The following is a 12778-nucleotide window of genomic DNA, read 5'->3' on the forward strand; positions in this document are numbered from 1 at the left end:
CTTTGAGGCCGGGCGGGGGAGGGAAGTGGTGGATGGGGGACATAGCTCAGCCTGGAGTTTCGCTGCGAAGGGCCGGAAGTGTATCACCGAAAGAAGGATTGAACTTTCTCGCTTCTTGAAGGGAAACGACTGGAATGGAAAAAGTCTCCTTGTGACTTCTTCCAAAAGCGTCGAGAACTGCAACTCTCACCTTAGTTCGCCCATTCTTAGGTGACGGGAAGAAGCCTCCCCAACTGTCAGACTGCTCGAAATATACGACTCCATTTACCGACTGGCCGACCTGGAGGTAAGTGTTAGCCGATTGTCCCGAAATCGTACTTCGTTGGAGCAAGAAGGGATAGAACTTGACTTTCTCTCCGATCGCAAATTGGAAATCCTCAAGTGCGACTGCTGGGCTCTCCAGCCAAAACCAAAAAAAGCGATGCTTGAGCCAGATCAAAGAGAGTGGCCGCACATGCCACTGATATCCAAGCTTTACGCTGTCGATGCTTGTTGGCGCGGAGCCAACATTTGATAACTGTAGATATAACGCAAAACCGGTTCGATGAACGTCGAACTCATTGTATTTCTCACCCGTTGAAAACGTTGAGCAAAATGTTGGCCCATCGATTAAATTAATTCGCAGCTTTGGCCGCCGCCTCAAAGCAGAAAAAATTCCAGTTATCCAACCACCAAAAATCGTCAATGCAAATATGAGCAGACTAACAACGCCCTGATTGTCGTTCAACCATTTGGCTGTATCGACAATCATGGCGTTGTTAGTCTCCTAGTAGAGAGTTTCTACAACGCCTGATTGCTCTCCTTCACCTGCTCCGCATCCACGTACACGTCGCCCCCCATCTCCCTGAACTTCTGGCTCATCTTCGCCATGCCGTCCTCGATCGTGCCCTGCACTGACATCCCCACGCTCGCCGGATCATTCAGCGTCGCCGCATAATCCCGCACGTCCTGCGTGATCTTCATCGAGCAGAATTTCGGGCCGCACATCGAGCAGAAGTGGGCGACCTTGTGGGCTTCCTTCGGCAGGGTCTCGTCGTGGAAGCTCTTTGCGGTGTCGGGGTCGAGGCCGAGGTTGAACTGGTCGGTCCAGCGGAAGTCGAACCTTGCGCGCGAAAGCGCATCGTCGCGGAGCTGCGCGGCCGGGTGGCCCTTCGCGAGATCGGCAGCGTGAGCGGCGATCTTGTAGGTGATGACGCCGGTCTTGACGTCGTTGCGGTCGGGCAGGCCGAGATGTTCCTTCGGCGTGACGTAGCAGAGCATGGCGCAGCCGAACCAGCCGATCATGGCAGCGCCGATGCCTGAGGTGATGTGGTCATAGCCCGGCGCGATGTCTGTGGTCAGCGGGCCCAAGGTGTAGAACGGCGCTTCGCCGCATTCCTTGAGCTGCTTGTCCACGTTGATCTTGATCTTGTGCATCGGGATGTGGCCGGGACCTTCGATCATGACCTGGCAGCCCTTGTCCCATGCGATCTTCGTCAGCTCGCCCAGCGTCTCGAGCTCCGCGAACTGGGCGCGGTCGTTGGCATCGGCGATCGAGCCGGGACGCAGGCCATCGCCGAGCGAGAACGAGACGTCATACTTGCGCATGAGGTCGCAGATCTCGTCGAAATGGGTGTAGAGGAAGCTCTCCTTGTGATGCGCCAGGCACCACTTCGCCATGATCGAGCCGCCGCGCGAGACGATGCCGGTGACGCGGTTGGCGGTGAGATGGATGTACGGCAGGCGCACGCCGGCGTGGATGGTGAAATAGTCGACACCCTGTTCGCACTGCTCGATCAGCGTGTCCTTGTAGAGCTCCCAGGTCAGCTGGACCGGATCGCCGTTGCACTTCTCCAGCGCCTGGTAGATCGGCACGGTGCCGATCGGCACCGGGGAGTTGCGCAAAATCCATTCGCGGGTGGTGTGGATGTTGCGCCCCGTCGAGAGGTCCATCACGGTATCGGCGCCCCAGCGGATCGCCCACACCATCTTCTCGACCTCCTCCTCGACCGACGACGTCACGGCGGAGTTGCCGATATTGGCGTTGATCTTGGTCAGGAAGTTGCGGCCGATGATCATCGGCTCGAGCTCGGCATGGTTGATGTTGCTCGGAATGATGGCGCGGCCACGTGCGATCTCGCTCCTCACGAACTCCGGCGTGATGAAGGCCGGCACCGAGGCGCCGAAGCTTTCGCCGTCGGCGAGGGCGGCCTCCGCACGCTCGAGCTGCTTTTTGCGGCCGAGATTCTCGCGCTCGGCGACATAGATCATTTCCTTGGTGATGATGCCGGCGCGGGCGAATTCGAGCTGGGTGATCTTGTGGCCGTCGAGCCCGCGCAGCGGCTTGTGATGCGCGGTGAAGGCGCGCGCCGCCTTCTCAGTGGAGAGATTGCCGTTGTCTTCCGGCTTGATCGTGCGCCCTTCATATTCCTCGACGCCGCCGCGCTCCTTGACCCAGGCGAGACGGTTGCGCGGCAGGCCGGCATTGACGTCGATTGTGATGGACGGATCGGTGTAAGGACCCGAGGTGTCATAAACAGGAAGGTTGGGCTCGCCGGCGCCCTCGCTCAGGATGATCTCGCGCAGTGGCACGCGGAGGTCGGACGCCGCTTCGGGGGTCGAAAAGATCTTGCGCGAGGAGGGCAGCGGCCCCGTGGTGACGGCGGGAATGGTGGTATCAGGGTTGGAACGGATATTCATGGAGTTCCTCCGTAAACTTCTTACTTCAAGCGGCTTTGGCTGAAGCGCCAAGCCATTGTCTGACCCGCGCATCGGGGTCGGCGTTCTGGGTGATGTCGGAGACGACGGCGATCGAGTCGGCGCCGGCTGCGAAGATCTCCGCGGCCTGCTCAAACTTGATGCCGCCGATCGCAACCAGCGGGATGTCGCCGATGCGCTGCTTCCACTCGGTGATCTTTGGAATCCCCTGCGGGGCGAAGCGCATCGATTTCAGCGTGGTCGGGAAGATCGGGCCGAGCGCGACATAGTCCGGCTCGGCCTTCAGCGCGGTGGCAAGCTCCTCATCGTCATGGGTGGAGATGCCGAGCGTCAGGCGCGCTCGTCGGATCTCGGCAAGATCGGCACCCGCGAGATCCTCCTGGCCGAGATGCAGGTGTTCGGCGCCGGCGACGATCGCCGCGCGCCAATAGTCGTTCACGACCAGCTTTGTCGGTGTGCCCTTGGTCACCGCGAGCGCATCGGTGACGATCTGCAGCGCTTCAGCGTCGTTCAGGTCCTTGGCGCGGAGCTGAATGGTGCCGACGCCGAGTTTTGTCAGTCGCTCGACCCAGGCGACGCTGTCGACGACGGGATAAAATGGATCAGGATACGGCATGCCAGAACGGAGTCCCGATGACAGGGGTGGAGGGGGAGGCGAAATCGCGTGCTTCCATCAGCCCAGCCTCATAGGCGGCGCGGCCGGCCTCGATGCCGAGGCGGAATGCGTTTGCCATCGCGACAGGGGCTGCCGCCTTTGCGACCGCCGTGTTGAGCAGCACTGCATCGTAGCCGAGCTCGAGCGCGTGGGCCGCATGCGAGGGTGCGCCGATGCCGGCATCGACCACCAGCGTGATGTCGGGCAGGCGGTCGCGCAGCAGCTTCAACGAATCGCGATTGGTGATCCCCTTGGCGCTGCCGATCGGCGCGGCCCAGGGCATCACCACCTTGCAGCCGGCATCGACCAGCCGCATCGCCACCGAAAGATCCTCGGTGCAATAGGGGAACACTTCAAAGCCGTCCTTGACCAGGATCGAGGCGGCTTCGACCAGGCCGACAACATCGGGCTGCAGCGTGTCGTTGTCGGCGATGACCTCGAGCTTGATCCAGCTCGTTCCGAACAATTCGCGCGCGAGCTTTGCCGTGGTCACCGCCTCGCGCACGGTGCGGCAGCCGGCGGTATTCGGCAGCACTGTGACGTCAAGTTCGCGGATCAGCGACCAGAACGCGTCCCCGGTCTTGCCGCCGGCGGCCTCGCGCCGCAGCGACACCGTGACGACGTTGGCGCCGGAAGCGCGGATCGCCGCCTGCATGATCGCGGGCGAGGGATAGAGCGCCGTGCCGATCAGCAGGCGGGAGGAGAAGGTCTTGCCGTAGAAGTTCAGCATGGTGCGTCTCCGCGGTCTCGGTTAGCTCCCTCGCCCCGCTCTTCGCGGGGCCGGGACGAGCAAAGCTCGCTCTGGGAGGGTTGCGGTGAGGGGCTGCCTCCGCGAAAACGGTGGAAGTGAGACTCGCGGAGAGTCCCCCTCACCCGGATCGCATCTTGCGATGCGATCCGACCTCTCCCCGCAGGCGGGGCGAGGTGCGGCACGCACCTGCGTTCCCAACATTCTCACCCTCCCTGGCGCGGCGTGATGATCTCGATCTCGTCGCCAGCCTTGATCTGTGTCTCGGCCCAGCGGTTCTTCGGCAGCACGTCGTAGTTCAGCGCGATGGCGAAATGGGTGCCTTCGTATTCGAGCTCGGCGAGCAGCGCGTCGACGCTGGCAGCACGGATCTCCCGCGGCTCGCCGTTGACGATCACGCGCATCGCATCACCTCATTGTCGATCATGCCGCGCTCGACATAAGCGAGCGTCAATTCCGCCAGCGCCGGCGCCAGCAGGAAACCATGGCGGTAGAGCCCGTTCACGGAAATTGTCTGCTTGTTGATCGTGATCCGCGGCAGATTGTCGGGAAAGGCCGGGCGCAGGCCGGAGCCGAATTCGACGATACGTGCTTCGGCAAAGGCCGGATGCACCGAATAGGCGGCCCCGAGCAGCTCCAGCGCCGAGCGGACGCTGACGCCGGTGTCCTCGGCCTCGATCGACGTCGCGCCCAGCATGAACAAGTGATCCTCGCGCGGGATCACATAAAGCGGCCAGCGCGGATGGATCAGTCGCACCGGGCGCGCCAGCTCCACCTCCGCAGTCTCGATCAGGATCATCTCGCCCTTGATGCCGCGCAGCTCCGGCTCTCCGTCGCGCGCGGAAAGGCCGCGGCAATCGATCACGATGCCTTCGAGATCCCGCGCGTTCACGTCGCTGTTGAACTTGATGACGCCACCGGCGGCGAGGATGCGCTCGTGCAGCTTGGGCAGCACGCGGCGCGGCTCGACATGGCCTTCGGCCGGGAAGAACAGCGCGTCGCGGAAACGGCCATCGAGCGAGGGCTCGAACTGGGCAACCGCGGGGGCATCGAGCCGCTCGTGGCCTTCCGTCATCCTGGCGAAACGCTCGAAATCGTTGCGCTCGCGGGCATGCGCCACCACCAGAGAGCCGTTGAACGGCGTATCCGGCAATTCGCGCCGCCAGATGTCGAGCGAGCGCAGGCCAAGCCGGCTGATGATGGGTTCGGCCACCTCCGCCTCGCAATAGGGCGCGAGCATGCCGCCGGCCCAATGGCTTGTGGATGCCGTCATCGCCGCGTCACTGCGCTCGTGCAAAGTGACGGCGTGACCGGCCTGTGCGAACAACAATGCTTGCCAAGCGCCGGCAATGCCTGCGCCGATGATGGAGACGGGGGAATCCCCCCGCGGAGACTTGTTCTGGTACATCCCTGTCCCTTCGCCGGTATGACCCGGATCAGGTTCAAAGGGTCACCGCGGTCCCGGATATCGACCAGATGGTCGACCCCAAGCATGCGATATCTCAGCTCCTCCTCGGAGCACCCCTCGGAACGCCTCTAATGTAAGCGGATGCGCTGAGCTGTCAATGTCGCGCTTCGCGGCCGTGTCCCTCAGTTGCCGGACATCTGCTGTGCATTGTCGCCGGGAGCGCTTTCCAGCGCTTCGGCCTCTGCCTGCTGTTTTTGCAATGCGACAGCGAACGCCGGCCGGGATTCAGCCTTGGATTCCCTCAGGTGCTGCAGCCGCTGCTGCTTGGCGGCGTAATAATACCCGCCGGCGTAGTAGCGCACGGCGCGGTCGTGGTTGCCGCCGGCGGCGCGATAGGCGCCGGCGAGATATTTGATGCCATAGGTGAGATTGGTCTCGGGATCGCGCAGGCCCGCCACGTCGCCCCTGTAGCCAAGGCCGCGGGCGGTCGCGAGCTTGATCTGCATCAGCCCAATCGCGCCGCCGCGTCCGATCAGGTTCGGCCGATACTTGCTCTCGCGCACGATCACCCGGTGCACCAGCGCATCCGGCACCAGATTGGCCTGGGCATGGGCGGCGATCAGCGCCTCATATTGCGAACGCTGCTGCGCCTGCGCAGGCGAACCGGTTAGCATCGCGGCAACGGCCGCAAGCGAGGTGAGTGCGAAAGGGAATTTCATCGGACGAGGTCTCGGCGACGGAATGATCTGTTCCACTTACGCAACCGAATTGTTGCGGCTGCCGGGCAGGGATATGGCGAAAACGAGGCGTTACGCGACGGGCTTCAGTAAGGTCTTAAACGACGATTTGCTGCGGGGCGGCAAGCACATTGTCGCGCAAATGACTCAAAGCCGCCCTAGAATTTTGCATGGCGGGCGCGGGTTCAGCGCGTCCTGCAAACAATCAAGAAACGACAATCAAAAGCCGACCAAGAAAAGCGACAAAGGGAGACGCATCATGACCCATTTTGAGTCCACTGATCTGCCGCGTGGAAATCCTTGCGCACAATGCGGCAAGCCGATCACGAAGCCGGACTGGGTCGAGCACGACGCCGGCCGCACCTTCTATCTCTGGCATTGCCGCGCCTGCGATTACCGCTTCGAGGCCATCGCGATCTATCCGGAGCCCAACAGCGAACGGGCGCCGCTGGCCGCCTGAGGTCAGGCCGCCGAGCGCCGACCTTCTTGGCGCACCGGCAATTCGATCCGCACCAGGAGCCCGTGAGGCTGTTTGTCGTGCAGCGATAGTGTCCCGCCATGCGCGAGCACGATCGCGTTGGTGATCGACAGCCCGAGGCCAAAGCCTTCGGCCTCATTCATGTTGCGCGCATCGTCGCCGCGCATGAACGGCTCCAGCACATCGTGCTTGCGCGCATCCGAAATGCCGGGGCCGTCGTCCTCGACGTCGATCGTGATGCGATCGTCTGCAGTACGGAGGCGGATCGTCGCCTCGGCGCCGAAGCGGACCGCGTTCTCGACGAGATTGGTGACGCTGCGGTGCAGGTCGTCCGGCCGCACGGTGGCCATCGCGTGCGCGGGGCCGTCGTAACTCACCTTGTGGCCCATGTCGGAAAACTGGTCGGTGACGAGCTGCAGCGTGCTGGCGACATCGGTCAGCGTCATTGATTCCAGCCGACGGTCGTTGCGCAGGAACGACAGCACCGATTCCAGCATCGTGCGCATCTGGTCGAGATCGTCGAGCATGCGGCTGCGATGGGTCTCGTCCTCGATGAATTCCGAGCGCAGCCGCATCCGCGTGATCGGCGTGCGCAGGTCATGGCTGATCGCGGCCAGCATCCTGGTGCGGTCGTCGATCAGCCCGGTGATGCGCTCGCGCATGCGGTTCAGCGCTTTCGCGACCGAACGGATCTCCTCGGGCCCACGTTCGGGCAGCGGCGCCGCCGCGCCGTCGAGGCTGAAGCTTTCAGCGGCGCGTGCGAAGGACGACAGCGGCGCGGTCAGCGCGCGTGCGGCCCACAGCCCGAGCAGCGTGACACTGATGACCATGAACAACAGCGTCATCATCCAGGGACCGCCGAGGAACGGCGGCCGGTGCCGATCCGCAAACAGCCTTGCCGAGATCATCGCGCCGTCGGGCAGCACGATGCCGACCCTCGGCCCTTCGCCCACCAACGGAAACAGCCGATAGGCGCCGCCGAGCCGGCGGTGGAGGAAGTGCAATTCGCGCTCATTCAGTTCGCCGGCAGCCGGCGTGGTGCCAGGCGGAAGGCTCTCGATGGCCAGTTGCGGAAACGCGTTGTTGATATCGGCGGACAGCCGCTGCCGTTCCGACGGGGAGGCGGCACCGAGCAACTGGATCGCGCTGGCGAGCTGGGCATGTCCGCGGTCACCCGGCGGCTCCGGCTGGTCCGGCCGATACAGCAGGAAGATCGTGGCGATGATGACGTGGATGGCGACGATCGAGGCGACCACCAGCGCCGCGATCTGGCCGCTGATGCGCCGCAGATTGAGGAAGCCGGCGAGCGTCATCGTCAATTGCCCGCAGCGGCAATTATTTCCACCCTCGGCGTGAACATGTAGCCGCCGGCGCGCACCGTCTTGATCATGGTAGCCTCCTGCGGATCCGGCTCGATCTTGCGGCGGATGCGGCTGACCAGGACGTCGATGGAGCGCTCGAACGAGCCGGCGTTGCGCGCGCCCGTGAGGTCGAGCAGGCTTTCGCGCGACAGCACGCGGCCGGGCCGCTCGCAGAAGGTCCTGAGCAGGTCGAATTCGGCGCTGGTCATGGCGACCTTGGCGCCTTCCGGGTTGCGCAGTTCGCGCAGGCGGAAGTCGATCCGCCAGCCCTGGAACGTCAGCACGGTCGCGCCTTCGATGGCGCTGGCGGTGCGCGCCGCCGCCTGCCGCCGCAGCACCGCATTGATCCGGGCCAGGAGCTCGCGCGGATTGAACGGCTTCGCCAGATAGTCGTCAGCGCCCATCTCCAGGCCGAGGATGCGATCGACATCCTCGCCGCGCGCGGTCAGCATGATGATCGGCGTCTGCGAGGTCGCGCGCACCTTGCGGCACAGGCTGAGGCCGTCCTCGCCCGGCAGCATGATGTCGAGGATCAGAAGGTCGATGCGACGGTCGGTCATCGCGCGGACCATCTCGCGGCCATCGCCGGCGGTGGTGACGTTGCAGGCGTTGTTGCGCAGATATTTCGCGATCAGGCTGCGCGTCTCGCGGTCGTCCTCGACGACAAGGATGTTCGGCTGTGGTTGGGCCATGCTGACCTTTTGTCCGTGATTCGAGACAAGTGGCGAAGATTTTTGTTTCCGGATGTTTCTGGAGGACGGGCGGCAACAGGGGGTAACAGGCCAAAAGGCACTGTTAAGACGGTTAACCCTACCGTCGCGGCGAGTTTCAGGCGTGCTTATCAGAATCATTTGGAGCCTTCCATGACCGCGATCTCGGCTGCTTCGGGCAGCAGCTACCAGTCGCCTCTGCAGCGGCTGCAGGATGAACTGCAGTCCGAAATCAATTCCGGCGCCATCAGCTCGTCCGATCAGGACGCGTTGTCGTCGGCGCTGACGGATATCGACGCCTCGATGCAGGCGAGCCGTGCCAGCGATCAGGCCGGCGGCACGCGGCCGTCGCAGGACGAGATGCAGTCCAAGCTCGATGATCTCATCAACCAGGAGGTCGCGAGCGGCAAGCTGACCAGCGATCAGGCAACCGAATTGCAGGGCGTATTCAAGGCCGCCTTCGCGCAAGGTCCCGGCGGTGCCCATGGCCACCACGGCGGCGCCGGCGCGCCACCGCCATCGGACGCGTCAAGCTCGACCGATGACGCCAGCACCACGACCGATTCCGTCAGCGACATCCTGCAGCAGTTCCTGCAGTCGCTGCAGGACTCGCTGTCGGCGTCGTCGAGCTCCTACAATTCGGTCGGCAGCGCGAGCACAGCGGCTGACGGCAGTTCTTTCTCCGCGCTGCTGATCGATTACCAGAGCTAGAGACGCCTGACGCGGCGACGCAGGCGCAACGCGTAACCCGGGGCCGCTCGTCAAAGTTGACGGAGCGGTCCCGGGTTGCGTTTCTTTCCACCTGGGCTTGTGCTTCCCCGAAAGGGAAGGGTGGCTGTCCCACCAGCGGCGGAGGAACCAGTCGCCGAATGTGGCGTTGACGTTATCGATCATTTGTGGGGAGGGCCAGATGGCAGCCGACGCCAGCACCAATCCGCATCGGCTCATCGCCAGCGATCGCGTCGAAGGTACTGCGGTGCGGCGACCGAACGGCGAGATGATCGGCCACATCGAACGGCTGATGATCGACAAGGTCTCCGGACAAGTGTCTTACGCCGTGCTCAGTTTCGGCGGCTTCTTCGGCCTCGGAACCAATCTGATTCCCTTGCCGTGGGCGCGGCTCCGCTACAACACGCGCTTCGAAGCCTATGAGCTCGACATATCAGATGAAGAGTTGAAACGCGCGCCGTCGTTTCGCGCCGACAAGGATTTCGATTGGGGCGATCGGTCGCAGGAAGTCGAGCTGCATCGCTACTACGGCATACCGCCTTATTGGGGCGGTTTCTGAAAATGTGCTCGTCACTTATAACTTTTAATTTTTCAATTTGGCCTCGAGTTGGTTTGGCGTCGCAAGTTCCGTGTTACCTGACACGGAACGCTTGCTGACGTGACGGGTTTTCTCAGCACCGATTTCGAAACTGGAGGATCCGATCATGTTAGCGAAGTATGCCATCACTGGCCTCGCGGCTTCGGCCTTGCTTGCAAGCGTCGCGTTCGCGCAAACGCCGAACACGGCGACCGGAGACCAGCCGAGCAACCAAGCCACCACGTCAACCACCGCCCCCTCGTCGTTCAAGGGCACTTGGCGCGCGTCGAAAATGGCCGGCCTGAATGTCTATAACGACAGCAACGAGAGCATCGGCTCTATCAACGACATGTTGATGGACAAGAGCGGCAGCATCAAAGCGGTCGTGATCGGTGTTGGCGGCTTCCTCGGTGTCGGCGAGCATCTGGTCGCGGTGCCCTTCGAGAAGGTCAAGTTCGTCAGTGAGCCGGTCGCCTCTGCGAGCGCGTCGAACACCGGCGCAAAGCAGCCGGGCGGCGCTGGATCGCCCACGACCACGGGTGCTGCGACAGGCTCGACCTCGACTGCCAAGTCGAACCCCTGGTACCCCGATCACGCCGTCTACAGCGCGACCAAGGACGAGCTGAAGGCGATGCCGGAGTTCAAGTACTCGACTGAATAAGGTGGTGGTCACCTGCTCAAGCAAAGCGCGCCCGGTTCGGCCGGGCGCGTTCTCGTGCTCGGCGCGCGCCTCACTTCTTCACCGTCTTCGCCTGCACCTTGGGCGGCGGCGGCGCCTTTTTCGGCGCAGCCTTTGCGTTGTCGACAGCGGTGTTGATGTCCTCGATCAGTTTTGACACGCGCGCGGCATTGCTGCCGAGGTCGGCCTTGAAATAACGCGAGGCGGAGCGAATATCGACCCGCGAGTCCTCGCCATCGGGCATGACGCGGATCGCAACGTCCTCGCGGAAGCCCATGATCGGTGTACGCGCCACCGCCTCGATGCGGCCGACGCGGCGCGGTGGCGTCGGCGGGCGCTCATCGATGACGAGCCATTTGCGCCGGTTCACGAGCTGCAGCGCCACCGTGTAGGCGCGGTCGACCGGCACCTCGAGTTCGACAGTCTCGATGTCGGGATAGGCGCGGCGCTGCTGCTCGGCGGAGTAGAGTCCGGCATAGACGGCCGAATTGGTGTCGTCACTGGTGCGCAAGCGCGCCAGCGCCTCGAACCGCGGCGGATCGATCGGGTCCGTGGTGATGTCGTGGATCGGCGGCAGCCGGCGATATTGCACGGCGAGATAAGCAGGATAGGCGAGCACCACCGCGGCGATCAGGAACGCCAGAAGGATGCGGCCCATGCCACGCGAACCGTTCTGCCAAATTGCGGCGAAGGCGGCAAAGCCGAGCAGGATCGAAAGTCCGGCAAGGGCCAATGCGCCGAAGAAGGTCGCCAGCGCCGGCTTCATCTCCAGGAAGCCGAAGCGGACGATGAGGACCGAGACCACCACGGCGACGGCGGAGAAGATCGCGAGGTTGCGCGCCCAGGTGGCGAGGCCGGAAACCGGCTCCGACTGGTAGGGAACGGAAAACCTGCGGGCCATCGATAAAACTGCCGGGTTTGGGCTGGGCCGACTGTCAGCGGCCCGTTGAAAAACTCGCAGCTTGAGACCACGGCAGCTCGGCAATTTCAAGGTTTACGGGCGACATGGCTCAGGCGGCGGGAAAATTCAGCAACTTGTCGATTGGTCATTCAATTGATGCGATCTTTAGTTGCATATTGACTAGACCGTACTTTTGTCTAAACGCTCGCCTCTAGGTTGTCGGAACCAAACCGCTGGGCAGCCCACGCCGCCGCGACAATTCGGAAATGTTCACCAAAGCCGTCGCCCAAGCCATGCAGGAAGCGATGGAGCCCATCGAGGTGCCATCCGTGCTCCGCAACTCAGGAAGGCGCGCGCTGCTCAGCGTGGGGGTCAGGTTCTCGATCGCGGCCGCCGTTGCGGCGAGCATTGCGCTGATCATCGTCATGGCTATTCCGGCGTCGCAGAGTCCGGAGGTCCGGTCGAGCGACATTGCATCCATCTCGTCGTATTGGCGGTCCTTGAAGGCCTCGATCTTTCCGGCACCGCAACGCAGGCGGGCTGCGACCCTTACCGTGCAGGACAGTAGCGGCCTCGCCAACGACCCGCTGCCGCTGGGGGTACGCGTAGATGCTCCTCGCCCTTCCGAATCTCGATCATCCGGAGCTTTCTGACATGACAATCCGACGTGTGACCAACGTGGCGTTTCGCTGCGCAGCCGGGATCGCGCTTCTCCAAGGCTGTAAGCCAGGTGAAGGGAGATGGTCTGCATTTTGTGCCGATCCCGTATAGCGCCCCTTGCAGAGCGATTATCTGCCATCCGTCCTGAAGGCCGAGGATTATCCTTCGCTCATCCCGCCCGGCGGCCGCGTGGACACGATCGCCGTTCCGGCGATCCTTGCGGCCTACAACTGGCCGGCGAAGACCGAGCGATACCGCAAGGTGGAGCATTTCGTTCAGGTCTTCTTCGACCGCCTGAAATACCTGCAGCAGCCGCCGTTCCATCCGAAGCGGAAGGAGGCGGTGTTGGGTGCACCGCTGAAGGGTTGAAATCGTTTCCCGGCCGCGCAGGAATGGCTCGATCGGAATTCCGGTCCGGCATCGGACACATGCCAGCAG

General features: G+C 63.0%; 16 protein-coding genes and 1 riboswitch. Of the genes, 5 read left to right on the top strand and 11 right to left on the bottom strand.

Going from position 1 to position 12778, the window contains the following annotated elements:
- Positions 1-46: 46 nt before the first annotated feature.
- The 7 genes from J6497_RS34270 to J6497_RS34300 all read right to left on the bottom strand — a co-directional run bounded on the left by J6497_RS34270 (position 47) and on the right by J6497_RS34300 (position 6227).
- Positions 47-751 carry a hypothetical protein gene (locus tag J6497_RS34270; protein WP_225708631.1) on the bottom strand — a complete coding sequence of 235 codons (705 nt, stop codon included), beginning with the start codon at positions 749-751 and terminating at the stop codon, positions 47-49.
- A 29-nt stretch (positions 752-780) separates the two neighbouring features.
- Complete coding sequence (gene thiC, locus J6497_RS34275) at positions 781-2679, bottom strand: phosphomethylpyrimidine synthase ThiC (protein ID WP_225708632.1); 1899 nt, start codon at positions 2677-2679, stop codon at positions 781-783.
- Between the two features lie 25 nt (positions 2680-2704).
- Positions 2705-3313: a thiamine phosphate synthase gene (locus J6497_RS34280; protein WP_225708633.1), complete on the bottom strand. Its 609-nt coding sequence runs from the start codon at positions 3311-3313 to the stop codon at positions 2705-2707.
- Entirely contained in the window at positions 3300-4082 is a 783-nt protein-coding gene (locus J6497_RS34285) for a thiazole synthase (RefSeq protein ID WP_225708634.1), read from the bottom strand. The genes J6497_RS34280 and J6497_RS34285 overlap by 14 nt, the downstream gene beginning before the upstream one ends.
- A 224-nt stretch (positions 4083-4306) precedes the next feature.
- Positions 4307-4504: a sulfur carrier protein ThiS gene (thiS, locus tag J6497_RS34290; protein ID WP_225708635.1), complete on the bottom strand. Its 198-nt coding sequence runs from the start codon at positions 4502-4504 to the stop codon at positions 4307-4309.
- On the bottom strand, positions 4495-5508 hold the full coding sequence (locus J6497_RS34295; RefSeq protein ID WP_225708636.1) for an FAD-dependent oxidoreductase: 1014 nt from the start codon (positions 5506-5508) through the stop codon (positions 4495-4497). The genes thiS and J6497_RS34295 overlap by 10 nt, the downstream gene beginning before the upstream one ends.
- Positions 5496-5636: riboswitch (TPP riboswitch) on the bottom strand. It overlaps the preceding gene by 13 nt.
- A 54-nt stretch (positions 5637-5690) precedes the next feature.
- Positions 5691-6227 (bottom strand): transglycosylase SLT domain-containing protein, encoded by a 537-nt coding sequence (locus J6497_RS34300; protein WP_376708315.1) that lies wholly within the window; start codon positions 6225-6227, stop codon positions 5691-5693.
- A gap of 22 nt (positions 6228-6249) precedes the next feature.
- On the opposite strand from J6497_RS34300, the gene J6497_RS42230 reads away from it, so the two are divergent.
- On the top strand, positions 6250-6705 hold the full coding sequence (locus J6497_RS42230; RefSeq protein ID WP_376708316.1) for a hypothetical protein: 456 nt from the start codon (positions 6250-6252) through the stop codon (positions 6703-6705).
- Between the two features lie 2 nt (positions 6706-6707).
- Here J6497_RS42230 and J6497_RS34310 read toward each other — a convergent pair whose 3' ends face one another.
- Both J6497_RS34310 and J6497_RS34315 read right to left on the bottom strand, forming a co-directional pair.
- Complete coding sequence (locus tag J6497_RS34310) at positions 6708-8036, bottom strand: ATP-binding protein (RefSeq protein WP_225708637.1); 1329 nt, start codon at positions 8034-8036, stop codon at positions 6708-6710.
- A 2-nt stretch (positions 8037-8038) separates the two neighbouring features.
- Complete coding sequence (locus J6497_RS34315; RefSeq protein ID WP_225708638.1) at positions 8039-8776, bottom strand: response regulator; 738 nt, start codon at positions 8774-8776, stop codon at positions 8039-8041.
- 171 nt (positions 8777-8947) lie between these two features.
- Here J6497_RS34315 and J6497_RS34320 point away from each other — a divergent pair, with 171 nt between their 5' ends.
- The 3 genes from J6497_RS34320 (at position 8948) to J6497_RS34330 (ending at position 10761) form a co-directional block, all read left to right on the top strand.
- Entirely contained in the window at positions 8948-9505 is a 558-nt protein-coding gene (locus J6497_RS34320) for a hypothetical protein (protein ID WP_225708639.1), read from the top strand.
- A 199-nt stretch (positions 9506-9704) separates the two neighbouring features.
- Entirely contained in the window at positions 9705-10082 is a 378-nt protein-coding gene (locus tag J6497_RS34325; protein WP_225708640.1) for a PRC-barrel domain-containing protein, read from the top strand.
- Between the two features lie 145 nt (positions 10083-10227).
- The gene (locus J6497_RS34330) at positions 10228-10761 is read left to right on the top strand and encodes a PRC-barrel domain-containing protein (protein ID WP_225708641.1); all 534 of its coding nucleotides are present in this window, start codon (positions 10228-10230) and stop codon (positions 10759-10761) included.
- Between the two features lie 70 nt (positions 10762-10831).
- On the opposite strand, the gene J6497_RS34335 is transcribed toward J6497_RS34330, so the two are convergent.
- The gene (locus tag J6497_RS34335) at positions 10832-11680 is read right to left on the bottom strand and encodes a DUF1499 domain-containing protein (protein ID WP_225708642.1); all 849 of its coding nucleotides are present in this window, start codon (positions 11678-11680) and stop codon (positions 10832-10834) included.
- Positions 11681-11891: 211 nt separating this feature from the next.
- Positions 11892-12107 (bottom strand): hypothetical protein, encoded by a 216-nt coding sequence (locus J6497_RS34340; RefSeq protein WP_225708643.1) that lies wholly within the window; start codon positions 12105-12107, stop codon positions 11892-11894.
- A 350-nt stretch (positions 12108-12457) separates the two neighbouring features.
- Between J6497_RS34340 and J6497_RS34345 the strand changes: the two genes are divergently transcribed.
- Positions 12458-12709: a hypothetical protein gene (locus J6497_RS34345; protein ID WP_225708644.1), complete on the top strand. Its 252-nt coding sequence runs from the start codon at positions 12458-12460 to the stop codon at positions 12707-12709.
- Positions 12710-12778: the final 69 nt, after the last annotated feature.

This window comes from Bradyrhizobium cenepequi, from assembly GCF_020329485.1.
Classification (GTDB): domain Bacteria; phylum Pseudomonadota; class Alphaproteobacteria; order Rhizobiales; family Xanthobacteraceae; genus Bradyrhizobium; species Bradyrhizobium cenepequi.